General features: G+C 35.3%; 27 protein-coding genes, 1 pseudogene and 1 other annotated feature. Of the genes and pseudogenes, 20 read left to right on the top strand and 8 right to left on the bottom strand.

What is annotated here, in order from left to right:
• Nucleotides 1-85: 85 nt before the first annotated feature.
• From BAU28_RS03650 to BAU28_RS03610, 9 genes are all read left to right on the top strand, one after another.
• On the top strand, nt 86-1267 hold the full coding sequence (locus tag BAU28_RS03650) for a cation:proton antiporter (RefSeq protein ID WP_071717780.1): 1182 nt from the start codon (nt 86-88) through the stop codon (nt 1265-1267).
• A 124-nt stretch (nt 1268-1391) separates the two neighbouring features.
• Entirely contained in the window at nt 1392-1709 is a 318-nt protein-coding gene (locus BAU28_RS03645) for an outer surface protein (protein ID WP_071717779.1), read from the top strand.
• Between the two features lie 30 nt (nt 1710-1739).
• Nucleotides 1740-2603 (top strand): MurR/RpiR family transcriptional regulator, encoded by an 864-nt coding sequence (locus BAU28_RS03640; RefSeq protein ID WP_071717778.1) that lies wholly within the window; start codon nt 1740-1742, stop codon nt 2601-2603.
• Between the two features lie 155 nt (nt 2604-2758).
• Entirely contained in the window at nt 2759-3643 is an 885-nt protein-coding gene (murQ, locus tag BAU28_RS03635) for an N-acetylmuramic acid 6-phosphate etherase (RefSeq protein WP_071717777.1), read from the top strand.
• A gap of 23 nt (nt 3644-3666) precedes the next feature.
• The gene (locus tag BAU28_RS03630; protein ID WP_071717776.1) at nt 3667-5031 is read left to right on the top strand and encodes a PTS transporter subunit EIIC; all 1365 of its coding nucleotides are present in this window, start codon (nt 3667-3669) and stop codon (nt 5029-5031) included.
• Nucleotides 5032-5079: 48 nt separating this feature from the next.
• Nucleotides 5080-6138, top strand: a complete 1059-nt coding sequence (locus tag BAU28_RS03625) for a DUF871 domain-containing protein (protein WP_071717775.1) — start codon at nt 5080-5082, stop codon at nt 6136-6138.
• Between the two features lie 169 nt (nt 6139-6307).
• Nucleotides 6308-6712 (top strand): DoxX family protein, encoded by a 405-nt coding sequence (locus BAU28_RS03620; RefSeq protein ID WP_002150357.1) that lies wholly within the window; start codon nt 6308-6310, stop codon nt 6710-6712.
• 153 nt (nt 6713-6865) lie between these two features.
• Nucleotides 6866-7267 carry a nuclear transport factor 2 family protein gene (locus BAU28_RS03615; RefSeq protein ID WP_071717774.1) on the top strand — a complete coding sequence of 134 codons (402 nt, stop codon included), beginning with the start codon at nt 6866-6868 and terminating at the stop codon, nt 7265-7267.
• Between the two features lie 88 nt (nt 7268-7355).
• Entirely contained in the window at nt 7356-7838 is a 483-nt protein-coding gene (locus BAU28_RS03610; RefSeq protein ID WP_071717773.1) for a PRK06770 family protein, read from the top strand.
• Between the two features lie 34 nt (nt 7839-7872).
• On the opposite strand, the gene BAU28_RS03605 is transcribed toward BAU28_RS03610, so the two are convergent.
• Nucleotides 7873-8784: a DMT family transporter gene (locus tag BAU28_RS03605; protein ID WP_002170526.1), complete on the bottom strand. Its 912-nt coding sequence runs from the start codon at nt 8782-8784 to the stop codon at nt 7873-7875.
• Between the two features lie 205 nt (nt 8785-8989).
• On the opposite strand from BAU28_RS03605, the gene BAU28_RS03600 reads away from it, so the two are divergent.
• Together BAU28_RS03600 and BAU28_RS03595 are read left to right on the top strand one after the other, a co-directional pair.
• Nucleotides 8990-9484, top strand: a complete 495-nt coding sequence (locus BAU28_RS03600) for an Lrp/AsnC family transcriptional regulator (protein WP_071717772.1) — start codon at nt 8990-8992, stop codon at nt 9482-9484.
• Nucleotides 9485-9622: 138 nt separating this feature from the next.
• Nucleotides 9623-10078, top strand: coding sequence for an N-acetyltransferase (locus BAU28_RS03595; RefSeq protein ID WP_071717771.1), 456 nt, complete (start codon nt 9623-9625; stop codon nt 10076-10078).
• 78 nt (nt 10079-10156) lie between these two features.
• On the opposite strand, the gene BAU28_RS03590 is transcribed toward BAU28_RS03595, so the two are convergent.
• Nucleotides 10157-10927 carry an SDR family NAD(P)-dependent oxidoreductase gene (locus BAU28_RS03590; RefSeq protein WP_071717770.1) on the bottom strand — a complete coding sequence of 257 codons (771 nt, stop codon included), beginning with the start codon at nt 10925-10927 and terminating at the stop codon, nt 10157-10159.
• 140 nt (nt 10928-11067) lie between these two features.
• Here BAU28_RS03590 and BAU28_RS03585 point away from each other — a divergent pair, with 140 nt between their 5' ends.
• The 5 genes from BAU28_RS03585 to BAU28_RS03565 all read left to right on the top strand — a co-directional run bounded on the left by BAU28_RS03585 (nt 11068) and on the right by BAU28_RS03565 (nt 14795).
• Nucleotides 11068-11427, top strand: coding sequence for a MerR family transcriptional regulator (locus tag BAU28_RS03585; RefSeq protein WP_071717769.1), 360 nt, complete (start codon nt 11068-11070; stop codon nt 11425-11427).
• A gap of 492 nt (nt 11428-11919) precedes the next feature.
• Entirely contained in the window at nt 11920-12276 is a 357-nt protein-coding gene (locus tag BAU28_RS03580) for a DMT family transporter (protein ID WP_071717768.1), read from the top strand.
• A gap of 2 nt (nt 12277-12278) precedes the next feature.
• Entirely contained in the window at nt 12279-12593 is a 315-nt protein-coding gene (locus tag BAU28_RS03575; RefSeq protein WP_071717767.1) for a DMT family transporter, read from the top strand.
• Between the two features lie 178 nt (nt 12594-12771).
• On the top strand, nt 12772-13350 hold the full coding sequence (locus BAU28_RS03570; RefSeq protein ID WP_071717766.1) for a TetR/AcrR family transcriptional regulator: 579 nt from the start codon (nt 12772-12774) through the stop codon (nt 13348-13350).
• Between the two features lie 242 nt (nt 13351-13592).
• Nucleotides 13593-14795 carry an MFS transporter gene (locus BAU28_RS03565; protein ID WP_071717765.1) on the top strand — a complete coding sequence of 401 codons (1203 nt, stop codon included), beginning with the start codon at nt 13593-13595 and terminating at the stop codon, nt 14793-14795.
• 47 nt (nt 14796-14842) lie between these two features.
• Here the strand turns inward: BAU28_RS03565 and BAU28_RS03560 are convergent, their stop codons facing one another.
• Complete coding sequence (locus BAU28_RS03560; protein WP_002170535.1) at nt 14843-15181, bottom strand: winged helix-turn-helix transcriptional regulator; 339 nt, start codon at nt 15179-15181, stop codon at nt 14843-14845.
• A 167-nt stretch (nt 15182-15348) separates the two neighbouring features.
• On the opposite strand from BAU28_RS03560, the gene BAU28_RS03555 reads away from it, so the two are divergent.
• Nucleotides 15349-15888 (top strand): ester cyclase, encoded by a 540-nt coding sequence (locus tag BAU28_RS03555; RefSeq protein WP_071717764.1) that lies wholly within the window; start codon nt 15349-15351, stop codon nt 15886-15888.
• Nucleotides 15889-15910: 22 nt separating this feature from the next.
• Nucleotides 15911-16456 carry an NAD(P)H-dependent oxidoreductase gene (locus BAU28_RS03550; protein ID WP_071717835.1) on the top strand — a complete coding sequence of 182 codons (546 nt, stop codon included), beginning with the start codon at nt 15911-15913 and terminating at the stop codon, nt 16454-16456.
• A 185-nt stretch (nt 16457-16641) separates the two neighbouring features.
• On the opposite strand, the gene BAU28_RS03545 is transcribed toward BAU28_RS03550, so the two are convergent.
• Both BAU28_RS03545 and BAU28_RS03540 read right to left on the bottom strand, forming a co-directional pair.
• Complete coding sequence (locus BAU28_RS03545; protein WP_071717763.1) at nt 16642-17160, bottom strand: general stress protein; 519 nt, start codon at nt 17158-17160, stop codon at nt 16642-16644.
• Nucleotides 17161-17206: 46 nt separating this feature from the next.
• Nucleotides 17207-18949: an SgrR family transcriptional regulator gene (locus tag BAU28_RS03540; RefSeq protein ID WP_071717762.1), complete on the bottom strand. Its 1743-nt coding sequence runs from the start codon at nt 18947-18949 to the stop codon at nt 17207-17209.
• A 106-nt stretch (nt 18950-19055) separates the two neighbouring features.
• Between BAU28_RS03540 and BAU28_RS03535 the strand changes: the two genes are divergently transcribed.
• On the top strand, nt 19056-20318 hold the full coding sequence (locus BAU28_RS03535; RefSeq protein ID WP_083594505.1) for an MDR family MFS transporter: 1263 nt from the start codon (nt 19056-19058) through the stop codon (nt 20316-20318).
• A 52-nt stretch (nt 20319-20370) separates the two neighbouring features.
• Here the strand turns inward: BAU28_RS03535 and BAU28_RS03530 are convergent.
• Both BAU28_RS03530 and BAU28_RS03525 read right to left on the bottom strand, forming a co-directional pair.
• A pseudogene (locus BAU28_RS03530) lies at nt 20371-20573 on the bottom strand (hypothetical protein).
• Nucleotides 20574-21203: 630 nt separating this feature from the next.
• On the bottom strand, nt 21204-22022 hold the full coding sequence (locus BAU28_RS03525) for a class I SAM-dependent methyltransferase (RefSeq protein ID WP_071717760.1): 819 nt from the start codon (nt 22020-22022) through the stop codon (nt 21204-21206).
• Nucleotides 22023-22136: 114 nt separating this feature from the next.
• Nucleotides 22137-22407, top strand: a binding site (T-box leader).
• A 50-nt stretch (nt 22408-22457) separates the two neighbouring features.
• Here BAU28_RS03525 and metG point away from each other — a divergent pair.
• Nucleotides 22458-24092 (top strand): methionine--tRNA ligase, encoded by a 1635-nt coding sequence (metG, locus tag BAU28_RS03520; protein WP_071717759.1) that lies wholly within the window; start codon nt 22458-22460, stop codon nt 24090-24092.
• A gap of 138 nt (nt 24093-24230) precedes the next feature.
• Here metG and BAU28_RS03515 read toward each other — a convergent pair whose 3' ends face one another.
• A complete protein-coding gene (locus BAU28_RS03515) occupies nt 24231-25133 on the bottom strand; it encodes an EamA family transporter (RefSeq protein WP_071717758.1) in 903 nt (300 codons plus the stop codon).
• Nucleotides 25134-25197: the final 64 nt, after the last annotated feature.

Below are 25197 nucleotides of genomic sequence, written 5' to 3'. Positions count from 1 at the left end.
TGTCAAATAAAACTTTAACAAATAAAATGCCGGTTGTAAGGAGAAACTATGTGCAGGCATAGATGCAGGTTAACAATCAGTAGAGATGAAGAATAATCCACTGATTAAAGTTTTACTTTATATAGTAGGAGAAGATGCTATGTTATTTTATTTCGAACTTGTCGTCATTTTACTTTGTACGAAATTAGCTGGTGATATTAGCGTTAGACTTGGTCAGCCTTCTGTACTCGGTAAATTAATCGTTGGTATTATTATCGGTCCGGCAGTACTTGGCATTATTAATAGTTCTGAACTTATTGATGAGCTTAGCGAAATTGGTGTTTTGCTACTTATGTTTATGGCGGGACTCGAAACAGATTTAGAAGAGCTAAATCGGAACTTAAAATCGTCATTTGCAGTAGCGGCTGGTGGAATTATTTTTCCTTTTATCGGTGGATATGTAACGGGACTGCTTTTTGGATTGATACAATCCCATGCTATTTTTTTAGGATTATTACTTTGCGCAACATCGGTTAGTATTACGGTGCAAACATTACGAGATTTAGGGAAAATGAATACGAGAGAAAGTACAACAATTTTAGGAGCAGCTGTATTTGATGATGTAATTGTCGTTATTTTATTAGCGTTTGTAATGAGCTTTTTAGGAACACAAGATGTGAATATAACACTTGTCATCGCAAAGAAAATTATTTTCTTTGTAAGTATTGTTTTTATCGCATGGAAAGTCGTTCCGTGGATTATGAAAATGCTCGTACCACTTCGTGTATCTGAAGCGTTAATTAGCGCGGCTCTTATTATTTGTTTTTCATTTGCTTATTATAGTGAACAAATGGGAATCGCAGGTATCATCGGAGCTTTTGCAGCAGGAATTGCAATATCTCAAACAGCGTATAAGCATGAAGTGGAACATAAAATTGAACCGATTGCATATGCGATATTTGTACCAGTGTTCTTCGTAAGTATCGGAATGGAAATTACATTTCAAGGTATTGGAAGCCAACTTTGGTTCATTATCATTATGACGCTTATTGCGATTTTCACAAAGTTAATTGGATCGGGTTTAGGAGCAAGACTAACAGGATTTAATTTACAATCTTCTATTAGTATTGGGGCAGGGATGGTATCGCGCGGTGAAGTAGCGCTCATCATTGCAGCAAATGGATTAACGGCGAATTTGTTAGCGAAAGAAAATTTCACAGCTATTGTCATTGTTGTTATATTAACGACGATTATTACGCCGCCACTTTTGAAGAAGTATTTTGTATAGAGAGAAAGGGCTTATCTTATATAGGTAAGCTCTTTTTTAATTGCAAAAAGCACTGGTTATGTAGCATGAATAGGTTGTAATTATGTTAAAATCTACGTATATGCTAGGGCAAGGAGAGAAATAGATGAAGATTACGAGGGGAAAAGTTATAGGCGTAGTTATACTTCTTTTACTTTGCATACCATTGATTGCAGGAAAGGAATCAAAAGTGAAAGATTTTCCGGTTTCTATTTTTTCTTCTCACGTGGAAGGCGGTTATCCACATGAATATAAATACACTGCATTTTTACCAGACTTCGCAGTTTGGCTAAATGGATGGGAAAAGAAGTGGACAGAAGGGGAAAGAACCGTTTATCAAAAAGGGAATCGCACTGTAAATGTGTTTCATCCGCCTGGTGATGATGGCTATTATCTTCTTGAAGAAGGAGAATATACGAAATAAAAAGTGGCCACAAGAAGTGGAGGTTAAATGGTGAAAGCTTCAACATTACTATTTAAAATTGAAAATAATATGGATCAATTTTCACCAGCTGAGAAAAAGGTTGCCATGTACATAATGGAGAACGCAGAGATTGTTCCGAATTTAACGACGAAAGAAGTGTCTACAAATGCGGGAGCGAGTGAGGCGAGTGTTGTACGTTTTTGTAAAACAATCGGTATTGGGAGCTTTAAAGCATTTAAGTTAGCGCTCGTTCGTGAATTAACGATTGCTGATTATAATATTAACGATTTTTCAGTGATGAATACAGAAGATGGACCGTACGATTTGTTCAATAAAGTTACATATGTGAATAAAGCTGCAATTGAGGCGAGCGTTACTGCGATAGATAAAAAGGAACTTGAGAAAGCGGCAAATAGTATTGTGAAGGCTGGTAAGATTATATTTTACGGTGTTGGTGGATCAGCGACACCGGCGATGGACGGAGCTTATAAATTTACTAGGCTTGGGTTTACAGCGATGATGCTATCTGATTTTCATATGATGTTGCCACTCGTGACGAATTTACGAGAGGGTGATATATTTGTTGCGATTTCAACTTCTGGACGGACGAAAGATGTGCTCGAAATGGCGCAATATGCGAAGAAACGAGGAGCTACGGTTATTGCGATTACGAAGCTAGATCAATCATCTCCTTTATATAAAGCGGCAGACATTCGCCTTTGTATGCCGGATGTAGAGCAAGATCATCGTATAGCGAGTATTGCTTCACGGATGACGCAACTCAATATGATTGATGCTTTATACGTTATTACTTTTAATCGTATTGGTAATAATGTGATAGATCAATTTATGGAAACGAGAGAAGAAGCAGTACGGTTACGGAAGTTAAAGTAGAAAAAAAGATGAGGAGACTCATCTTTTTTATTATATTTGACACAAATATGTCATGCGTTGAAATTTCATTTCATAAAATAAGAAAGAGTTGTTGATTTTTAATTTCTTGAAGTTATAATAAAAGTGTGAAATAAAATTTCAAAGAAGGTGACAGCATGTTAGAAAATTTATCTACAGAACATCGCAATGAGAAGACGATGAATTTAGATGAGATGAGCATAAAAGAAGTTTTACAAAGTATGAATCAAGAAGATCGAACTGTTGCGTTAGCAGTTGAAAATGAAATAGAAGAAATTGAAAAGGTTGTACAGATTGTTATTAAGTCTTTTGAAGAAGATGGACGATTAATTTATATTGGGGCTGGTACGAGTGGCCGTTTAGGCATTTTAGACGCAGTGGAATGTCCACCGACATTTGGAACAGATGATAAAATGGTGCAAGGATTTATAGCAGGTGGATTGAAAGCGTTTACTAAGGCGGTGGAAGGTGCTGAAGATCGTGAAGAGTTGGCAGAAGAAGATTTAAAAAGTATTGGATTAAACGAGAAAGATACGGTGATTGGAATTGCAGCAAGTGGTAGAACGCCTTATGTAATTGGCGGATTGAAATACGCAAATAGTGTAGGAGCGAGCACAGCGAGTATTTCTTGTAATAAAAATGCCGTGATAAGTAAATATGCAAAACTAAATGTGGAAGTGGAAACAGGTGCAGAAATATTAACAGGCTCAACACGTTTGAAGGCTGGTACAGCGCAAAAATTAGTGCTCAATATGATTTCAACAGCGTCTATGATTGGGGTAGGAAAAGTATATAAAAACTTAATGGTAGATGTTCAATCTACAAATGAAAAATTAGTAGAACGCTCAAAACGAATTATTGTTGAAGCAACAGGCGCTAGTTATGAAGTAGCTACAGAGTATTACGAAAAAGCAGATCGAAATGTGAAAGCCGCAATCGTTATGATATTACTACAGTGTGAATATGGGGAAGCGCTAGAAAAATTAAAAGAGGCGAAAGGATTTGTGAAGAAGGCACTATAAACTCTGGGGAGGGGGATTCTGTTATGAAGAAAGAAGTGAGAATGGCAAGTGAGATTACGGAGCAACTTGGCGGAGTGAAAAATATTCGTGGCATTGCTCATTGTATGACGAGGTTACGATTAACGCTTCATGATGAAAGTAAAGTGAACATGGACCTTCTGAAAAAAGTTGAAGGCGTTATGGGTGTCATTGAAGATGAAACACTTCAAGTTGTCGTTGGTCCAGGAACGGTAAATAAAGTAGCAGCTGAAATGGAAGTTTTAACAGGATTACGAATTGGTGAGGTTGCAGATCATCACCTTGAGGATATCGGTCAAGAGATAAAGTCAGAGATTAAGAAGAAAAACAATACGCCAGTGAAAAACTTTTTAAGAAAAATAGGAAGTATTTTCATTCCGTTAATTCCCGGTCTTGTTGCATCAGGAATTATAAACGGAGTTGCTAATTTTGCGAAAAACGCAGGTGCTGATCCGAATGCAACATGGCTACAAATGTTACTTTTAATTGGCGGGGGTATCTTTACATTCTTAGGAATTTTAGTCGGTTGGAATACAGCGAAAGAATTTGGCGGAACACCGGTTCTTGGTGCGATTGCTGGTATTTTAATTTTCAATCCGGCGATGGCAAATGTGAAATTATTTGGTGAAGCAATGGTACCTGGACGGGGCGGTTTGTTTGCAGTTATTTTTGCAGCGTGGCTTATGGTTGTAGTTGAGAGACGAGTACGAAAAGCAGTGCCAAATGCAGTGGATATTATCGTAACACCACTTATTACCGTATTAGCTGTAAGTATAGTAACGATGTTAGCGATTCAGCCAGTAGCCGGATTCTTATCTGATGGTATTACGAGCGGTATTAATGCAATTTTAAATGTTGGCGGAGCATTTGCCGGAGCTGTGCTTGCTGGAACATTTTTACCTCTCGTTATGGTCGGGTTACATCATGGTTTAACACCGATTCATATGGAATTTATTAATCAAACGCACGTAACGCCTTTATTACCAGTTTTAGCAATGGCTGGCGCTGGGCAAGTAGGTGCAGCAATTGCGATTTTTGTAAAAACAAAAAATAAACGACTTCGTAATGTGATTAAAGGTGGATTACCAGTTGGATTTTTAGGAATTGGTGAACCGTTATTATACGGGGTTACATTGCCACTTGGGAAACCGTTCCTTACTGCTTGTTTAGGAGCGGCTGTCGGTGGTGCATTCCAAGCAGTTATGAAAACGGCTTCACTCGGAATTGGCGTATCAGGATTATCTTTAATCCCGTTAATTGCTGATAATAAATATTTACTATATTTCTTAGGGTTAGTAATTGCATATACTTTCGGATTTATCTTTACGTACTTCTTCGGATTTAAAGAAGAAATGGCAGAAAACATATAGAGAAAGGGATTCCTTTCTCTTTTTTTAATAATAGAAAGGGAGATTCATATGATAGGAGTTTCAATTTATCTTTCAAAAGAGCGAGTAGAGAAACAAGAAGAATGGTTGGAAATAGCACAGAAAAACGGATTTTCATCTATTTTTACATCTCTTCACATTCCAGAAGACGATCCAAATACGTATAAAGAGTTAATACAAATACTTGGGAAACAAGCGCTGAAGTATGAAATGGAATTAATGGTCGATGTCTCTCCGAAATCTTTACATCATTTAGGAATAGCGTATGAAAATGTGGAAGAGTTAGTGGGGTGGGGCATTACTGGATTACGAATGGATTACGGCATTGCGCCAAAAGAAATAGCACGTGTATCTCATAAGATGAAAGTAGCTTTAAACGCGAGTACGATTACGGAATCATTTTGGAAAGAGTTAATGGCAGAAAATATACGAGTAGATCGTGTAGAAGCGTGGCATAATTTTTATCCGCGTCCAGAAACAGGATTAGCAAAATCATTTTTGCAAAAACAAAATAAATATTTACATGAGTGCGGAATAAAAACGATGGCATTTATTCCAGGAGATGGTGAAAAACGAGGTCCTTTATACGAGGGCTTACCTACTGTAGAAAAACATCGACATATGCGCCCACTTGAAGCGTATTTAGAGCTTGTTCAAGAGTGCGATGTTGATAAAGTGTTAATTGGAGATATAAGCGGGAGCCTAGAAAGTGTACAAGAAATCGCGAGTGCGAGTGGTGGAATTATCCCGGTGCGGTATCAATCATTTATAAATGATAGCGACGCGGTACAGCTTATAGAACGAGTGCATACGAACCGGCTTGATCCAGCGCGCGATGTAATTCGCTCTGTAGAATCGCGAGAAGAAAATAATGTTGTATTACAACCGGTGAATACAATTTTAAGAAAAAGAGGCAGTATTACAATTGATAATGAATTGTACGGTAGATATGCGGGTGAAATGCAAATTGTTATAAATGATTTACCTGCAGATAAGAAAGTGAATGTTGTTGGAATGGTGATTGAAGAAGATGTATCGCTATTGTCTTATATAGGTGCTGGGAAAAATTTTCAACTTTTTTCTAAGTAATAGAGCGAAAGCTTGAATTAGCACTACTTTGAAAAAAAACATTATCCGTAAAATAGATAATGTTTTTTGTTTTCTTTCAAAAAAGTGTTTGACGAATGAAAGGAAATACCGTATTGTTTTGTCTTGTGAATAAAAGTTCACCATAACAAAACAAAAAGGAGAGTTCAGAATGAATCAATATATTGGTAATTTAATTATTCGTATCGTGTTAGGAGTTACTTTTTTTGCACACGGTTTAGCAAAGTTTCAATCAGGTATCGATAACGTAGCAGGATGGTTTACAAGCATCGGCTTACCAGGTGGTCTTGCATACGGTGTAGCAACAGTTGAATTAGTTGGTGGTATATTATTAATTATCGGTTTAGGTGTGAGATATGTAGGATTGTTATTTGCTCTTATTTTAGCTGGAGCTATCGTAAAGGTAAATGGAGCAGCAGGATTATTAGGAGATGGAAAGAATCCGGGATATGAATTAGATCTTGCATTATTGTCAATGGGTGCGTATTTATTTATTGTAAAAGCAGAAGGATATGTAGATCGTTTCTTAAAAGAGAAAGTAATGAAAACGAAGTAAATTTCATTTTTTAAGTGTTGACTTGACGACTAGATGTAACTATAATAGTTACATATAGTCGCATAGTTACGGAACAGCTAATATTTTTTGTTATAAATGTAACTTAATCAGTTACAACTGAAGCTGAAAAATAAAAAATGTGGAGGAAATAGCATGACTAAGTCAAATTTAGAAATGATTCGAAGCACATATGAAGGACCATCTTCTTCAAATGCAAAACATTTAGCGGAAGCCCTTTCTAGAAAAATAGAATGGACAGAGGCAGCGGGTTTTCCGTACGGCGGAACGTATATTGGTGTAGAAGCAGTAATGAAAAATGTATTTAGTCGTTTAGGATCAGAATGGAATGATTATAAGGCTAATGTAAATACGTACCATGAAGTAAACGGAAAAGATGTGATTATTGCTGAAGGTGTTTACTCAGGAGTTTATAAAGAGACGGGAAAATACTTTGAAGCAGACTTTGTTCACGTATGGAAACTTGAGAACGGAAAAATCGTGAAGTTTAAGCAGTATGTGGATAGTTATATTGTACGAGAAGCGATGAAGGCTTAAAATGAAATAAGGAAACAAATGGAATCGACTATGTGCAGGCGATTCCATTTGTTTATGTAATTATTAGGGGGAATGGGGAGTACATAATATGAAAAAATGGATAATAGGGACAATTACAATGATTGTAATTGTGATGGGGGCTTTATTCGGTGTTACTAAATTTCTTAATTATATAGAGGAAGAGGAGAAGAGCCTTAAAGTACAAAAAGTAATGGATCAACAGGAGAAGAAAGTAAAGGAAGAGAAGCCACAAGTTAGTGAAGATGAAATTATTTCTACAATGCATAGGATGGTACATCAAAAAGTGAAATCCTCTGAGAAATGGGGATTTATCGAAATGACAAATAAGGAAATTAGTAGTGCGAAGAACGCAGTAGAAAGCAGTAGAAATTTTAAATATAAATCAAAGCTACTTTCTACTTTGGAGCGTTGGGAGAAAGGGGACTTTTCACAAACGGTTGAGGAGCATAACTTTTTGTGGGAAATTCAAGGTGGTGATACCGGAAAGGCAACAGAACGTTTATCGCCAGAAGAAGAAAAACAGTATGTGAAAGAAATGAAAGGTAAATAAAAAACATCGCCACTCTGGTGGCGATGCTTTTTTATTAAGAATGTTTTCGTACTAAAGTTCTAGTCGTTTGAGGAGAAACAGTTTTAAAATGAGAAAATAAATAACATCCTGTCACGACGATAATTGTTCCGAAAATTTGAATCCATGTTAACTCTTCTCCGAGGAAAATAAATGCTAAAATAGCTGTGAAAATTGGATTGAAATTTAGAAAAATCCCCGATGTAGTAGCTCCTAATTTCTGTACACCAATGTTCCAAAACACCATACAAAGGACTGTTGAAATCAATCCTGTATATAAAAGTGATGTAATGAAAGAAGAATTGATATTGGAAACAGTGAAGTTGCCTATGTTAAATGGGAGTAATAAAATAACGCCAAAAATACCAGAATATAAAGTTGCCATGAGCGGTGTAGTTGTTTTTGTCGCCCATTTACTGCAAACAGAATAAATGCCCCAAATACAAACAGCCGCAATCATCCATAAATCGCCGCTATTAAAATGTAGTGAAAATAAAAGAGCGAAATTTCCTTTCAAAAGAACGAGGATGACGCCGAAAAATGAAAGAATCATAGAAAGAATTTGAAGCGTATTTACTTTTTCTTTTAAAAATAAAGATGAAAATAGTGCAATTGAAATAGCGTTCAATGTAGAAATAAGCCCGACATTCGTTGCGGATGTTTTTTCTAATGCTAAAAATTGAAAAATGTTAAAAAGAGCGACTCCTGATATTCCCATAAGTATTAACGGAAGTATTGCAGAGCGTGGTGGAATGATTTTCTTCTCTTTAAACCATACCATTGGTAATAAACAAACAATCGCAATCAGCCATCTTAAACTTGTCAGTGTCATCGGAGACGCATGATCGACGAGTGATTTCCCAACGACGAAATTACCTCCCCATAATAAGCTCGTTAATAATAATAAAAAGACGTAAAAGTAAGGCATGCTAAAAACCCCTTTGTTGAAATAAGAATGAACTGTAAATAATTTTAGCATTTTTCTTTATTGTCTAATATATTCTTTTGTATAATGGTGAAAACTCGGTAAAATGTTTTGTTATATATATCATTTATAGAAAAACATTCAGTTTTATATAAATTATGAGATGTTTCTTCGAATAATCGTCGGTAAGAAAAAAGGGGGAGTTTTGATGGAGTCATCTGTTATTAAGGTGCTAGATGATTTGGATATACAAATTTTAGATATATTACAAAAGGAGTCACAAGTAAGTAATGCAGGGCTAGCACGCCGCGTTAATTTATCGCCGGCTGCTATGCATGCAAGAATAAAAAGGTTAGATGGGGAAGGTTTCATTGATAAACAAGTGGCGATTTTAAATCAAGAAAAGCTTGGATTTGATTTATTATGCTTCATTTTTATGAGCACGAATATTCATCAGTCTGAAAAGCTTGAGGTGCTAGAGCGAGAATTAGAATCTATGCCTGAAGTGTTAGAATGTCACTGCTTAACAGGGGAATATGATTATTTATTAAAAGTGGCGAATCGTGATCGAAAAGAACTAGAGCAGTTTATTAGGAAGTTAAATAAATTAGGCATCACGCGTATACAAACGAGTTTAGCACTTCGTGAAATTAAATATTCTACGGTATTGCCGATACGAAATGAGGAACCAAGCATGGATTAGATTGCTTGGTTTTTTGTTTGTGTAAAATTCAGAAAAGTGATTGACGGAGAGAAAAGAGGAATGTATTATTATATAAAATTACGAATTAATATTCATTTATTTTTATAAATATTAATGTGCTGGTTAAGGGGATATAATATGGAAATTTGTAATGCTGTTACAAGTGATGTGAAAGAGGTTTATAACTTAATTGAAGTGTATGCGAAAGAGGGAGTTGTTTTACCACGTTCTCTCTTGTCTCTTTATCAATATTTACAATGTTTGTATGTTGTGAAAGAAGAAGAGAGCATTATTGGAGTCGCTGGTTTACACGTATTAGGAGAGGATCTTGCAGAAGTACGATCGTTAGTAGTTTCGCATATATATGCAGGGAAAGGGATTGGGCGTATGTTAGTGAATCATGTAATGAATGAGGCAGCAAAAATAAAAGTGAATAGAGTAATTTCTTTAACATATGAAACAGAATTTTTTCAAAAGTGTGGGTTTGATTTTGTGAATAAAGAATCATTGCCAGAGAAAGTGTGGGTTGATTGTAGACATTGTCCAAAGTTTGATTGCTGTGATGAGGTGGCGATGATTCGGTATGTTGGGTGAAATTTTTAGAGAAAAAAAGTGCCCACTATTATTTAGATAATAGTGGGCATCTGTATTTTAATAAGAAATGAGATGTTATTAGGAATTTGAATTCGTTTGTCTCATGGCAAAATTATAAAGTGGATCTCTAAGTTCATAGTTATACGTAGAACCATCGACAAGCCCTACAACTTTGTCGTTATCATAAAGGTCGAGCATAAATTGTGCCATTTGTTTTGCAGTATGGAATTTCGGCACAATATTATCGTATTGGAACTCATCAATATCAAATGAACGTTTCGCGAATTCTGTTTCAGTTGCACCAGGAGCTAAAACTTTTGCTTGTAGTTTTGCACCTTGTTCTTTAAGTTCGTGAGACAGTCCTTCTGTAAATGCACTTACATAGAATTTCGTAGCGCAGTACGTAACAGCGTTAGCAACAATCGTGTATCCACCGCCTGATGAAACGTTAATAAGCTGTGTTCCTTCGATCATTGAATAATCTCGAACGAAAAGGGAAGAAAGTATTGTTAGTGCTTCTATATTTACATGCAACATCGTTTCGATTTTGTTTAAATTTTGTTCAGCAATTGAGGCGAAATTACCAAAACCTGCGTTATTAATCCACGTTTCAATTTGAAAACTTTGGAGACTTTCATAAAGTTTATAAACATTTTCAGTGACGGATAAATCAGTTCTTCGAATGACAACATCCAATTCCGGATTCATTTCGTTAATTTTTAATTTTAATTCTTCTAATTCTGCTTGTCTTCGTGCTACAAGTATTAAGTTTTTTCCGCGAGATGCAAAGGCTAAAGCTGATTCATAGCCGATTCCTGAACTAGCACCAGTAATAACAGTATATTTCATATAAACTCCCCCTGAATTCAAATTGACTTATTTATGTTTAGATTGTATTAGTTAGAGTACACTCTAAGTCAAATGTTTTTTGAAATTTAGATAAGGTAGTAAAATATATGAGGATACATATCGTGTGGAGGAGAATAATTATGTACACAATTAGCGAGGTAGCGAAATTATTAGGAGTGAGCACACATACATTACGATATTATGAAAAGGAGAATATATTAATTGCAAACCGTGATGCCAATGGGAATCGACTGTATGAAGAGTCACATATAAAGTGGTTGCAATTTGTAATGAAGTTAAAACAAACGCAAATGCCGATAGCGAAAATAAGAGAATATGCTAGATTATATGTAGAAGGGGAGCATACAACTGAAGCTCGGTTACAACTTTTAGAAAATCATAGGAAATCTATTCAAATGCAAAGGGAAAACTTAGTAATTACAGAGAAGATGCTTGAAAATAAAATTATTGCTTACAAAGCCTCTTTGGAAAATAAATAGCGTACAAAACACTGTGTTTCCTTTTTTATGTGGAAAAGGGAATTCAGTTTTTTTGTTTTGGAATTGATTTATGAGCATTTCATCATAATGTAATGAAAAATTAAAAAAGAGCAGCTAGCTAAAAGCAACTGCCCGATTCAAAGGGATCTCCAAGGGGGAATGGAGAAAATATTTTGTTACTACCATTATTGACAGATTATTGAGAAATATACATATGGATTTAGGAAATTTAAAATATTTTTTGGTTAATAGAATCCGGGTGTTGACACTTTATCAATTGGTCATGTAGAATGTTTATGAATGACATTCAGTCATTTTTTATGTGAAAGGGTGTAGATAAGCAACTTTTATATGTAGTTAGCTTAATAACGGAACAAATATAAGGATAAATGAGGATGATATTGATTTTTTAAATAGTAGTTAGCGTGAGATTATATTTTTTTAATTAAAAATGACTGACGGTCAGTCATTGAATAATAGAAGGTGAGAGGTATGAAAAATAAAGCTTGGTTATATGTCATATTAACATGTATTTTTGAAGTCTTTTGGGTGTTTGGTTTTAATACGGCCCACACTTGGTGGCATTGGATCATCATTGTAGGGATTATCGCTGTTGATTTTCACTTCCTTTCTAAAGCGTGTGAACATCTTGCGACAGGGACAGTATATGCGGTATTTGCTGGGGCTGGTACTGTAGGAACTTTCTTAATGGATGTTTTTCTTTTCGGTGGAAGTTTTAGTTTAGGAAAATTATTCTTCATTGTGATGGTTGTAGCCGGCGTTATCGGTTTAAAGCTGGCTGATAATAAGGAAGAAACTGTGGAAGAATCTGTGGAAGGAGCTGCTTAAAAATGGGTTGGTTTTTCGTATTTTGTGCTGCGATTAGTGAAATAGTTGGTGTAATAGGTCTTAAAATGTATAGTAAAGATAAGACGTTAGCAAACGGAGCTATTTATATAGGTGGATTTGGAACTTCTTTCGCATTCCTATATACATCTTTCTTATTTTTACAAGTAAGTGTAGCTTATGCGGTTTGGATCGGTATTGGGACTGCAGGAGCAGTTTTATTAAACATGTTCCTGTTTGGAGAATCGAAAAGTAAAGCGCGTATTATTAGTGTGGCTCTTATTGTATGCGGAGTGACGGGATTAAAGGCTCTTTCTTAAGAAGTATACTATAGCACAAATTATATATTATATTTTTGTCTCCTAATAGAACAATGAATCGTCTATTAGGAGATTTTTTCTATATAATAAGATGATATAATACACTATGATTGACAGTATAATACACTTTCTTATAAAATGAGTGACAGTCATTCAATACGCGTGTGAAAGGGTTTAGATGATGAATAAAAAAGAGAAAATTGTCTTTGCAGCTATTGAAGTGTTTCAGGAAAATGGCGTTGAAAAAACAAAGATTTCTGATATCGTGAAATTGGCTGGTATTGCACAAGGAACTTTCTATTTATATTTTCCTTCTAAGTTATCTGTTATGCCTGCAATAGCAGAAGTGATGGTTGAAAAGATGATACTTGCAGTAAAAGAAAGAGTACAGAACGATGAACCTTTTTCAAGTAAAGTTACGCAAGTAATAGATGCAGTGTTTGATTTCATAGCGGAATATCGTGAGATACAAGCTTTAATGTATGCAGGTCTTGCATCTACTGAGCATATAAAAGAATGGGAAGCTGTATATGAACCTCTTTATAAATGGCTAAGTGAATTTTTAAGCGAGGCAAAAGAATCAGGTGAAATTCGTGATTCGATTCATGCAGAAAGAACAGCAAAGTTATTTATCGCTCTAGTTGAATCAGCAGCTGAACAAGTTTATTTATATGATCATAAAGAAGATGAGCAAGTCGAACTACAAAAAGCGGAAGTGCTAGATTTTTTAACACATGCACTACATATAAAAAAATAAATGACTGAGTGAATCCATCAGAGATAAAAGGATGGATTCATCCCAAGTATAAACTGAATGATAATCATTCAGTTTGTTTTTATGCATATGCTGAAGGGTAAAGTGAAACTTTAATCAGTGGGGGGGTGTCCATCCCCACTGATTATTATCCCTCACCAATCGGGATAAAGTAAAAACTTCTTGGGCATTATTTTTGAGAGGAACTGTACAGAAATGAGTTTTACGGGAAGAGGTATTAATAAGTGAAAAAACCAATAAAAGAACAAAAGATGGTATTAATCATTCTTTTAAGTAATATATTTATCGCTTTTTTAGGCATTGGATTAATCATTCCAGTTATGCCGTCCTTTATGAATGATATGAATTTAACAGGGAAAACGATGGGATATCTCGTTGCAGTATTTGCAATGGCCCAGCTTCTTACTTCACCAATTACGGGTCGATGGGTAGACCTTTACGGTAGGAAGAAAATGATTATCATTGGATTATTTATTTTTGGTGTTTCAGAACTTATTTTTGGATTAGGAAAAGATGTATGGATGCTTTATGTGGCAAGGGTACTGGGCGGGATTAGTGCTGCGTTTATTATGCCTGGCGTTACAGCATATGTTGCTGATATTACATCTATTCAGGAACGTCCAAAAGCGATGGGATATCTGTCAGCGGCTATTAGTACCGGTTTTATAATAGGACCTGGAATTGGTGGATTTATTGCAGAATATGGTATACGTGTACCGTTCTTTGTGGCAGCAGTTATTGCCTTTATAGCATGTGTTATTTCTATATTTATTTTGAAAGAGCCGTTAACGAAAGAGGAGCTTGCAGAGATTTCTGCTAATACGAAAGAATCAAGTTTTATCGGGGATTTAAAGAAATCTTTAAATCCAATGTATGCAATTGCATTTATTATTGTATTTGTACTCGCTTTTGGTTTATCGGCATATGAAACTGTGTTTAGTCTGTTCTCAGATCATAAATTTGGTTTTACACCGAAAGATATTGCTGCAATTATTACGATTAGCTCAATTTTTGGGGTAGTTGTGCAAGTATTTATGTTTGGAAAATTGGTAGACATGTTCGGTGAGAAAGTGTTAATTCAGTTATGTTTAATTGTAGGTGCAGTTTTAGCATTTGTTTCAACTATAGTCTTTAATTATTGGATTGTACTTCTCGTTACTTGCTTCATTTTCCTAGCATTTGATTTACTTCGTCCAGCTTTAACGACATTTTTATCAAAAGCGGCTGGAAAAGAGCAAGGGTTTGTTGCCGGAATGAACTCAACTTATACGAGCTTAGGAAATATTGTTGGACCAGCGATGGGCGGAATATTATTTGATGTAAATATTCATTATCCATATCTTTTCTCAGGAGTTGTTTTAATAGTTGGTCTCGGTATTACATTTATGTGGAGAGAGAAGCAGTTAGCTGAAAGTTTGGCGAGGTAATTTAATAAGTAACGAAAAACCCCTTACCGTTGTAAGGGGTTTTTATTTTATAAATTTAATCCAAACCGTTTTAATTCTATAAAGATACTTTCTAATTGCTTTCCTTTATCCGTTAATGTGTACTCTACACGAGGCGGAACTTCTGGATACACTTTTCTCGTTATAATCCCTTGCGTTTCTAACTCTTTTAGTCGAAGTGACAATGTTTTCGGACTAATGCCATCCATTGATTTTTGTAAATCACTAAAGCGTAATGTTCCTTCAATAAGAAGGTCACGAATAATTAAAAAAGTCCATTTTGTACTAATTACGTCAAGTGTTTTGGCGATAGGGCATGGAATACCTGGTGAACCTTTCGTTAATATAACCGGATCTATATTGCTCATGGAACTAGCCTCCATAAAAAAAATATATGAATTTGCTTTATAGTATCACAAAACTATCCTTTTGGTAACTATATGAAAAAAATATCACTACTTCCAAAAGGGAAGTTAGTGCATATACAATAGCAATACGAAATACAAAGGGTTTGTATGAGGAGGAGGTGATTTCCGTGGGTATAAAAAAGTTGTTTACGTTCCTTAGTTTTTTTGTCATTTGTATTGTGCTTGCAGCATGTAGTGGGGAACAAAAAACTGAAATCCAGTTATTGAAGGAAATGCCGAAGCCAAAAACAATGACAATCGATCCTTCACTAAGCAAAAGAGAAGCGACAGAAATGGTTCATGCAGCCCAGCGTTTTTACGCATTTTGGGATACAGGTAAGGAGGAACTTATTCCGCAGACTGTTACTGATACATTCTTTGATAACACACTACCGAAAAATCGCCCACAAGGTACGGAAGGATTAAAGTTTGCAGCGCAAAATTTCCGTAAAGTAGTTCCAAATATACATTGTGAAATTGAAGATTTATTAGTGGTTGGTGATAAAGTAACAGCCCGTCTTTCTTTTACAGGAACTCATAATGATAAAAAAATTAGTTTTTTTGCGATTGATATTTTGCATGTGAAAGACGGAAAGATAACGGAAGATTGGCATTTAGAAGATAATCTTACGTTAAAACAGCAACTTGGCTTAATAGCTGAAGAATAAAAATATAGGGGAGAGAAATGTGATGAAAAATATATTCATTATAAATGGGCATGAGAAATACGGTTCAAAGGAAGGGCGATTAAATAAAACGTTAGTTGATTATATGATAACTTTATTAAGCGAAAATCATCACGTGAAAACGACAACGATTCAGGATGGATATAGTATTAAGGAAGAACAAGAGAAGTTTTTGTGGGCGGATGTTGTTATTTATCAAACACCAATTTACTGGTTTAGTGTACCGGGATTATTTAAAACGTATATGGATGAAGTATATGAATATGGTTTGTTCTTTAAAGGTACTGATGAATACGGAACAGGTGGTTTATTAAAAGAGAAGCAGTATATGTTCTCTACAACTTGGAATGCACCTGAAAAAGCATTTGGGGATAAGACGAAGTTCTTTGAAGGGGAAAGTTTAGAATCAGCGATTGGTCATTTACATCGTGTGCAGAAGTTTATTGGTATGAGTTCGTTAAAGAGCTTTGCGTGTTATGATGTGGTGAAAAATCCTAATATAGAGCAGTTTTTATTAAACTTGAAGAATCATTTGGATGAAGTAATTTAATAATAGTTTGCATCTTTGTGCGTAAGAAGGTTCATCTTTAAAAATGTAAGAGAAGGTACTACTAAGAGTGTACTACCTTCTCTTGCATTCATAAAAGTTGCTTAGTTCTTATTAACCTAAAGTCTTCGTAAGTAGAATTTAACCTTTTATCCCGCTATTTGTGGAGTCGGGCTGCCAGTAAAACTTTATGAAATACGTTGAAAATCTTTACTCATACAGGACTGTTTTAGTTTTTTTGATTTTATTAAATATTTAATATCAGAGGTGTTATCATATGAAAGCTGAATATGATAATAGTTAATATACTCAAATAATGCAAAAATATAAACAAATAGGGCGAATGATAGTCCGCCTAAAGGTAAGTGGGGATACCAAATTAAAAAATCGATAATAAACATAATAAGTCCTGTGATAATCAATCCTATATTTATTTTTTTTAGCATTTTTAAATATTGAATAACCCCAATAGGTGTAACAGATGTTTTTTCTTTTTTTAGTCTTTTCCACTTTACGTACCAGTAAACAGTTCCTTGTAGTAAGAGAAACTCTAAAAGAAGGAATGAGACCCAAAAAGAATACAGGGAATATAAATATAATGTAGGATAAGCATAATTAAGTAAGTAACTTGTAAAAATAAAAGTAATGACTGAAAATAACTCACCTGTGTATAGATAGGAAAGCCTTCTTTCTATGTTTCCTCTCATAGTTTCTCTCCTTTTATAAAGAATATATATTCGAAACCCTTACATTTTAGTGCGGGGATGGGTGAATCCATAACTTCGCAAAATTGGCCCAACCGAATGAATCAATTGTTACGTTTTTTAAAGAAGAGGGATATGTTTTTCTTTTTAAAACGTGATAGTTAAATAAGATAATGTGTTCAGCTTGCAAAAACTCTTCAATTTCATATATGAGCTCATAGCGCTTTTCTTTATTTTCTTCTAATAAAAATGTATCTAGTAAACAATTAATTTGTTTTTCATAGTGCGGGTCCATGAATCGATTTATAAAGCAATTTTTATTTTTAAATACGTTTAAAAATGCCATTTCATGCTCAGTGGCAAATACTTCTCCCATTAAAATGATATCGGCATGTTTATCAATAGAACGATCCATATAATCTGAAACGAGAAATGGGTGAAGTTCTACTTGCACTCCTAATTGTTCGCAACGTTCTTTTAGGAAGTCTGCGTCGTTTGCACTATCTTTAAATGCGAAGAAGTAAATATGTATTATTTCTCCATTATATGTGCTGTTTTTCAAATACTCTTTCGCTTTTTCTAAAGAGTAGGATCTTCTCGGGGTTTGATGACGGCTTCTTTCAGGAAAGAAGCTTGATGCAGCAATTGTTCGTCTTCCTTCTATGTTACAAAGTATCGTTTCAACATCATATATTTCTCTCCAAGCTTTACGAAAGTAAATATCGTGATGGGGACCAGTTTTTTTAAAATTGAAGCCAGCATAAATGCAACCTATTTCTTCTATTTGGATATCGTGTCTTTCGTTTTCATTTTCATTTGGCAGTTCATAATCAGAATGTATTTTTACATGATCTGGAATACGCCAAAACTCAATACGGTCTAGTAACGCACGCTCTTTAAAATAATGGGTAAAAGCTTCGAGTACGATATTATCTTCAGAGTAATGAGCAAGTTTAAAAGGTCCAGTACCTATGTAGTGATGATTTTGAATGACTGCATCATGTGGCAAGATTGCGAGCTGCATTGAACTCACATAATGTAAGAAAAATAAATTCGGTTTTGCTAAATGGAATCGTATTTGCAGTGGTGATGGTGTTTCAATTTGAACAATTTCTTCTGTTAACCATTCGAAAGGAGATTGGACTTGCTTTAATCTTTCAAATGAAAATTGAACATCTTTAGAAGTTAAAAGAGTTTCGTTATGAAAATGTATATCTTTTCGTAAATGAAAGGTCCACGTAAGTTGATCCTGACTTAATTCCCACGTATGAGCAAGATGTGGTTCCATTTTTTCTGTAACATCGTTATAAACGACTAATGTATCAAAAATTTGACTAGTAAGATGGCTCTCCGTAGTTACAGCCGCAAAAGCCGGATCTAACGGTAATATCTTTCTTGATATAGGGATCTTTAATATGTCGTACATATCATTTGAAGGTTCATAGCCAAAATGATGATGTAGTTTACTTTCTATTTTTTTCTGAAGTGCAAGAGGAAGGGGTTCTTTTAAAAGAAGAAAGATATCTTTTAACTTTTCTTGCTCTAAAAGTTCATCTGTATATACTTCAATTGCTTCTATTAAAGTATGTGAAAATATAATTTCCGTCTTATTCCCGCGGCCTCGCCCTGGAGTCCAGCAAATTAATTGTTCTTCGCTCATTTTCTTTAATAAAATCTTCACGTTTTTCGTACTGCAATATAAAATATTCGCTAATTCTTGTAAGCTATTTCGCATATGCTGTTGATCTTGTACATGCAGCCTTAGTCTAATATAATAGTCCATAATTTTCATATGTATACACGTCCTTCTGTATAAAAGGGGAAACTCTTTAGAATATTCTAACCTTTTTCTTCCTCTTTTTCAAAGTAAAATGAATAAGCATAAGGAGGGAGAAACGATGGGGTTTTGGAGTATGCATCGAAATATAAAAATTAGAATTATAACATCATTTTTAACACGAACTGTATCAACGATGATTTTTCCATTTATGGCGATTTATTTTTCAATAAAATTAGGCAGTGCGATTGCTGGCGCTTTACTACTAATTAATGTGTTAGCTTCATTAATAATTGGTTTATATGGCGGGTATATTGGAGATCGGCTTGGACGTAAAAAAGTAATGATTATAGGTCAAAGTATACAGGCCGTTTCCATTGCTTGTATGGGAGTTGCGAATTCGGATTACGTAGACTCACCGTGGTTAACGTTTTTATTTATGTTAGTAAATAGCTTAGGATCTGGACTTATGAATCCAGCGACCGAGGCGATGTTAATAGATGTGAGTACACCTGAAAATCGAAAGGTTATGTACAGCATTAACTACTGGGCTATTAACTTATCCATTGCAATTGGAGCGATATTTGGTGGATTACTATTTGAAAACTATCGCTTACAATTGTTTATTGTATTAACGGCTGTTGCTGTAATCACTTTATATGTTATGGCTGTATATATGGAAGAAGTGTATGTAGCGCGAAAAACAATAGAGAAGAAAAATGTATTAAGAGATATGGCGGAAAGTTATAAAGTTGTTATGAAAGACCGAGCGTTTTTAATCTTTTGTGCAGCGAGTATATGTACGTTATCTTTAGAGTTTCAAATTAATAATTATTTAGGGGTGCGTTTGCAGAAGGAATTTGAAACGGTTCACTTTTTATTCGGAAATGGTTTTACTTTTGATTTAACAGGTATTCGAATGCTGAGCTGGATATCTGCAGAGAATACAATTTTAGTTGTTTTATGTTCGGCGCTTATTATTAAGATGTTAAAGCGTTTCAACGATTTGAAAATCTTGTATGTAGGTTTATTCATTTACACAATTGGATTTACAATACTCGGAACGAGCAATAGCTTATGGATTTTATTAATTGCAGGGCTATTCCAAACAGTAGGAGAGATGATGTATGTTCCGGTTCGTCAATCCATTATGGCAGATATGGTGCCAAATGAGGCGAGAGGTTCGTATATGGCGATTAACGGAATGGTCTTTCAAGTAGCGAAAATGAACGGTGCATTAGGTGTTATGTTAGGTTCATTTATTGCATCTTGGGGAATGAGTGCTCTATATTTTATCGTTGGTATGAGCAGTATTTTATTATTTATGAAGGCAATTGGGAAAGAGAAGTATCAGGATGAGAGAGAAGTTTCGCAGATTGGATAAAACTATATGAAAAGTGAACTAGCTATACGGGGACTCGCTTTTTATATAGCCCCTAAAACGGATCAACTTCAGCTAAGTCAGGATTGGCGTTAGGATTAGTTAACAAATTCTTCAGTACACCTACTTCAGAGAGAGCGACGAGAATATAACCACTAATGAGGACGATGATTCCGATGATCCGTAATGTTTGTAGTGTAATGTCACGGCTATTTTCTTCTGAGTTGTTTTTGGGGGAGAAGGTGGATTGTTGTTCATAGTAGAGCTCCCATCTTTTTTATTTGTCCCGCATTAACGGGCAGTAAGACTCCCACCTCAAAATTCGGCTGTAAAGCAAAGGAGTTAGGTGGGAGATCAACTGCCCGTAAAAGCCCGATTGGTTCAACTAATAATCAGTGGGGGATGAACAAAACCCCCACTGATTAAAGTTTCACTTTATGCATTTGTTTTGAAATGAGAAACGAGACCTTCAAGTTCTTGAACAGCAGTTTTCATTTCTGATGACTTTGTAGCAATGTCTTTCATTACACTTACTTGGTCACCAGCTGTATGAAGTTATTAATCTGTTCAATGAAAATTATAGCAGGTAATGGAAAGAGGCAGATGAGTATGAGTAAATGTTCTTAAAATGTATACATTTATATATCAAAAATTCTTAAATAAAAATAAGAAATACTATTGTAATTCGAAATAACATCATGTATACTTCTAATTAGTTGATAACGATTATCACTATCAACTGAAACATTACTCTTCGTTATGTTGGTCATACCCCTTTTTGACGACGTAAGTCAGAGACGAATGTTGAAATATCTTGTGTCCTATTCTACAGAATTATGGTAATCTCCAACCTCAACTTATATGCGTAAGCATGCAAAAAAAAGGATCCTATCCGTGAAGGGATCCTTTTTTGCATGTTGTCGCAATTAATGTATATAGACCTGGTATACGTTCTTCAATTCCTTCGGGTGCAGTAGGAGGGAAGACCCATCTTTGATGAGGTCCATGTTCTTCAATTAGCTTTTCAACTTTGAAATTTGTTTTTGCCATTGCCGTAATAATTTCTCCAAGTGTCCAGCGCCTAATCTTTGTTCTCGGTAAAGCCTTTTTCTGTGATTCCGTAAGGAGAGTACTATAAGCTACGTCATCTTCAATAAGTTCCTCACCAAAATAATTTCCATTTGCTCGAAATGCTGGATGATCTACTCCTAATAATTTTGTATAAACAGGATGATAGTCACGCAGTATAAATGTCCCATCTTGTTTTAGTAAGTTAGAGATTATATGAAAGAGTGGCTTTAAGTCTAAAAAGTAATGAAGTACACCAAGTTCCAGTAATACGATATCAAATGATTGGGATAGATTTAAATCTAGTACGTCGGAAACGATATACTGAATAGAGACTCCAGCAGCTTTTGCTAATTCCGTTGCATATTTTTCATTGCTTGCTGAAATATCTACAACTGTTACATCCGCCCCTAAAAGGGCAAGAGCAACTGCTTTATTTCCTTTTGATCCGAGTAAATTAATAATACGTTTCCCTTTTGGAGAGTGTATGTAAGGTAAATAATAAGCTACTTCATGAACAGGATCTTGCATGAGCTTTTTTGCATATTCTGCCGGTGCACCGTGGCGATTTGTCCAAGCTTCATAGGCAGCTGCATTCCAGCTTTTTTCATTAATAGTACTTAGTTGCTTTTGATTCAAGCTTATCACTCCTTTTGTGAACGTATACTTATTCGGTGGGAGAATGAGATTTCCTGTTCTTTTTGAATAAAAGTTTGATTTTTCTGTTCTTTAGTCGTAAAATACGTGTTATACATAAAAGCGTTGAAAAGGAAAAGTAGAATGAAACCATTCTTTCCAGAGAGCTTCGGTAGCTGAGAAGAAGCAAGAATATTCATTTGAACAATGGCCTTTGAGCTTCGTCCTGAACTTATCAAATGATAATAGTAGGCGGCGACGAGAGTTGGTACTCGTTATCAAAACCACAGTATAAGAGCATATAGCTCCGTACTTGTTAAGGTTAGTTATGTGAATGACTGACGAAATAAGGTGGTACCGCGACTGTTTATACAGCCCCGCCCTTATCTTTTTTAAGATAGGGGCGGGGCTTTTTATATTTTTAAGGAGGAATGTAAGATGAGTATTTTTATTGGAGGCGCTTGGCCGTATGCAAATGGTTCGTTACATCTTGGGCATATTGCAGCTTTATTGCCAGGAGATATTTTAGCTCGTTATTACCGGGCTAAAGGTGAGAGTGTGTTGTATGTTTCAGGAAGTGATTGTAATGGAACACCGATTGCAATTAGAGCAAAACAAGAAGGGGTTACAGTAAAGAAAATAGCTGATCAATATCATGAAGAATTCGAACGATGTTTTCATAATCTTGGTTTTACGTATGATTGCTATACACGTACAGATAGTGAACACCATCATGAAACTGTTCAAAAAGTTTTTTTGCGACTATTAGAAGAAGGTCATATTTATAAAAAAATAGTCGAACAAGCTTATTGTGAAACGTGTACGCAATTTCTACCTGATCGTTATGTGGAAGGTATTTGTCCGCATTGTCATGAAGGGGCGAGGGGGGATCAATGCGATGCTTGTTCCGCTATTTTAGATCCACTCGATTTGTTAGAAAAGAAATGTAAGTTATGCGGTAGTACGCCATCAGTACAGGAAACCGAGCATTTCTATTTTGCATTGCATAAGTTCCAGCAGCAAATTAAAGCGGCTGTAGAAATTGCAAAGCAGAAAGGAACATGGCGCGACAATGCAATTCAATTAACAGAGAGATATTTAAAGGAAGGATTACAAGACAGGGCAGTATCACGTGATTTACCAATCGGGGTACCAATTCCAGTGGAAGGATATGAGGATAAGAAAATTTACGTATGGATTGAAGCGGTGACAGGATATTATTCAGCGAGTAAACATTGGGCTGAAGAAACAGGGAAAGATGATCAAGAGTTTTGGGATAGAGATGTGAAAACATATTATGTGCACGGAAAGGATAATATTCCGTTTCATTCAATCATTTGGCCGGCGGTATTACTTGGAACAGGAGAAGAAGCGATCCCTCGTCATATCGTTTCGAATGAGTATTTAACAGTAGAAAAAAGGAAGTTATCTACAAGTAAAAACTGGGCAGTATGGGTACCTGATATATTGGAACGCTATAATCCAGATTCTATTCGTTACTTTTTAACAGTAAATGCACCAGAAAATCGTGATACTGATTTTTCATGGCGTGAATTCATTTACAGTCATAATAGTGAATTATTAGGTGCATACGGGAACTTTGTGAATCGGACGTTAAAGTTCATTGAAAAGTATTATGATGGCATTGTACCAAAGGGGAGTATTAATACAGAGCTGAAAGATAAGGTTGAAGGATTATATAAAAGTGTAGGAGATGCGATTGAACAAACTAAATTTAAGGTGGCGCTAGAAACAATATTTGATGCAGTACGCTTTGCAAATAAATACTTTGATGAAAAGCAGCCTTGGAAACAAAGAGAAGACGACCCAGTTTCATGTGAGGAAACAATTTATAATTGTGTTTACCTTATCGCTAATTTTGCAAATCTCCTTGAACCATTTTTACCGTTTTCCAGTGAAAGAGTTAGAAACACATTGTCGATTGTTAAACAAAGTTGGGAACCACAAAATACGTTGCCAAACCGAATTGATAATGTACAGCCATTATTTGAGCGAATCGATGTAAAACAAATTGAGCATGAGGTAGAGAAGTTATATGGAGCGGTAAAGTGAAATATAAGGAAAAGACCTTTCAAGTAAATGAAAGGTCTTTTGTTATGCTGTATGACTTCTCTCAAAAAGATTTACTTAGCTCTAATTATATACCATATATTAACTTTATTTGTAGTTTCATACAAGTGTCATGTTCTCTCATGCGCTATGCATTGTATTATGTTTTCTTTCTTTCCTATAATCAAGCAGTTGCGGTGTGAAAATACCAAGCAATATAAAAATAATACCAAGCCACTGCATAGGTGATACTACTTCATGAACGAGTGTAATGGAAGCGATAATTGCTGTTGGTAATTCAGCTGCACCTAATATGGTGCCAAGTCCTGTTCCTACTTTTGGTACGCCAATTGAGAAGCAAATGACAGGTACAATAACTCCGAAAAATCCAAGAAAGAATGCGTATTTCCAAAGGCCAGCTTGCAAGGCACCGTCTGTTAAAAAGGTCGGTGGGAAGAATAAGCATACAATGATTGTAGCACTTGTTGTCATAAGGAAGCTTTTCGTATAAGGCGGAACATCTGTAGCGACTCGCCCGCTTGCGAAAACATAAAATGAAAAAGAGACGGCAGCTAATAGCCCGAAGATAATACCTTTCGTAGAAAAATTTTGTCCAAGACCTTCAAATACTCCACCTGCAAATAGAGTACCAGTAAATAAAATAAGAATAGATATAACTTTCTCACGGCTTGGCAACGTGCGATTTGCAATTGCTTCGATAACTACACCAATCCATGTGAACTGGAAGAGTAAAACGACAGCGATAGATGCTGGCAGTTCTTCTACAGAAATAGCATAGAAAATACCAGTCATACTCATTGTTGTGCCGACCGTTAGTAACGAAAAGAATTGTTTTTTTGTCACTTTATGACGCGAAAAGAAAAGAACGAGAAAAAGTAGTCCAATCCAACCGAAGACATATTGTCCACCTAATAGCTGATGGGCTGAAAAGCCATCCATAAAACCGAGCTTAAAAATAGTAGAAAGTACGCCGTAGCTACAAGCGCCGAATAAAACGAGTAATGAATACTTAAACTTCTCCATAATGATCCTCCTTATAAAGTGAAACTTTAATCAGTGGGGGTTTTGTTCATCCCCCACTGATTAT

The sequence above is a fragment of the Bacillus paramycoides genome (assembly GCF_001884235.1).
In the GTDB taxonomy this organism is placed as follows: Bacteria; Bacillota; Bacilli; order Bacillales; family Bacillaceae_G; genus Bacillus_A; species Bacillus_A paramycoides.
This window is presented reverse-complemented; position numbering and strand designations above follow the sequence as displayed.

Coding starts and splice junctions, on each gene's coding strand:
- BAU28_RS03650 (WP_071717780.1), top strand. CDS start 86: ATGAAGAATAATCCACTGATTAAAGTTTTACTTTATATAGTAGGAGAA.
- BAU28_RS03645 (WP_071717779.1), top strand. CDS start 1,392: ATGAAGATTACGAGGGGAAAAGTTATAGGCGTAGTTATACTTCTTTTA.
- murQ (WP_071717777.1), top strand. CDS start 2,759: ATGTTAGAAAATTTATCTACAGAACATCGCAATGAGAAGACGATGAAT.
- BAU28_RS03630 (WP_071717776.1), top strand. CDS start 3,667: ATGAAGAAAGAAGTGAGAATGGCAAGTGAGATTACGGAGCAACTTGGC.
- BAU28_RS03625 (WP_071717775.1), top strand. CDS start 5,080: ATGATAGGAGTTTCAATTTATCTTTCAAAAGAGCGAGTAGAGAAACAA.
- BAU28_RS03620 (WP_002150357.1), top strand. CDS start 6,308: ATGAATCAATATATTGGTAATTTAATTATTCGTATCGTGTTAGGAGTT.
- BAU28_RS03615 (WP_071717774.1), top strand. CDS start 6,866: ATGACTAAGTCAAATTTAGAAATGATTCGAAGCACATATGAAGGACCA.
- BAU28_RS03610 (WP_071717773.1), top strand. CDS start 7,356: ATGAAAAAATGGATAATAGGGACAATTACAATGATTGTAATTGTGATG.
- BAU28_RS03605 (WP_002170526.1), bottom strand. CDS start 8,784: ATGCCTTACTTTTACGTCTTTTTATTATTATTAACGAGCTTATTATGG.
- BAU28_RS03600 (WP_071717772.1), top strand. CDS start 8,990: ATGGAGTCATCTGTTATTAAGGTGCTAGATGATTTGGATATACAAATT.
- BAU28_RS03595 (WP_071717771.1), top strand. CDS start 9,623: ATGGAAATTTGTAATGCTGTTACAAGTGATGTGAAAGAGGTTTATAAC.
- BAU28_RS03590 (WP_071717770.1), bottom strand. CDS start 10,927: ATGAAATATACTGTTATTACTGGTGCTAGTTCAGGAATCGGCTATGAA.
- BAU28_RS03585 (WP_071717769.1), top strand. CDS start 11,068: ATGTACACAATTAGCGAGGTAGCGAAATTATTAGGAGTGAGCACACAT.
- BAU28_RS03580 (WP_071717768.1), top strand. CDS start 11,920: ATGAAAAATAAAGCTTGGTTATATGTCATATTAACATGTATTTTTGAA.
- BAU28_RS03575 (WP_071717767.1), top strand. CDS start 12,279: ATGGGTTGGTTTTTCGTATTTTGTGCTGCGATTAGTGAAATAGTTGGT.
- BAU28_RS03570 (WP_071717766.1), top strand. CDS start 12,772: ATGATGAATAAAAAAGAGAAAATTGTCTTTGCAGCTATTGAAGTGTTT.
- BAU28_RS03560 (WP_002170535.1), bottom strand. CDS start 15,181: ATGAGCAATATAGATCCGGTTATATTAACGAAAGGTTCACCAGGTATT.
- BAU28_RS03550 (WP_071717835.1), top strand. CDS start 15,911: ATGAAAAATATATTCATTATAAATGGGCATGAGAAATACGGTTCAAAG.
- BAU28_RS03545 (WP_071717763.1), bottom strand. CDS start 17,160: ATGAGAGGAAACATAGAAAGAAGGCTTTCCTATCTATACACAGGTGAG.
- BAU28_RS03540 (WP_071717762.1), bottom strand. CDS start 18,949: ATGAAAATTATGGACTATTATATTAGACTAAGGCTGCATGTACAAGAT.
- BAU28_RS03535 (WP_083594505.1), top strand. CDS start 19,056: ATGGGGTTTTGGAGTATGCATCGAAATATAAAAATTAGAATTATAACA.
- metG (WP_071717759.1), top strand. CDS start 22,458: ATGAGTATTTTTATTGGAGGCGCTTGGCCGTATGCAAATGGTTCGTTA.
- BAU28_RS03515 (WP_071717758.1), bottom strand. CDS start 25,133: ATGGAGAAGTTTAAGTATTCATTACTCGTTTTATTCGGCGCTTGTAGC.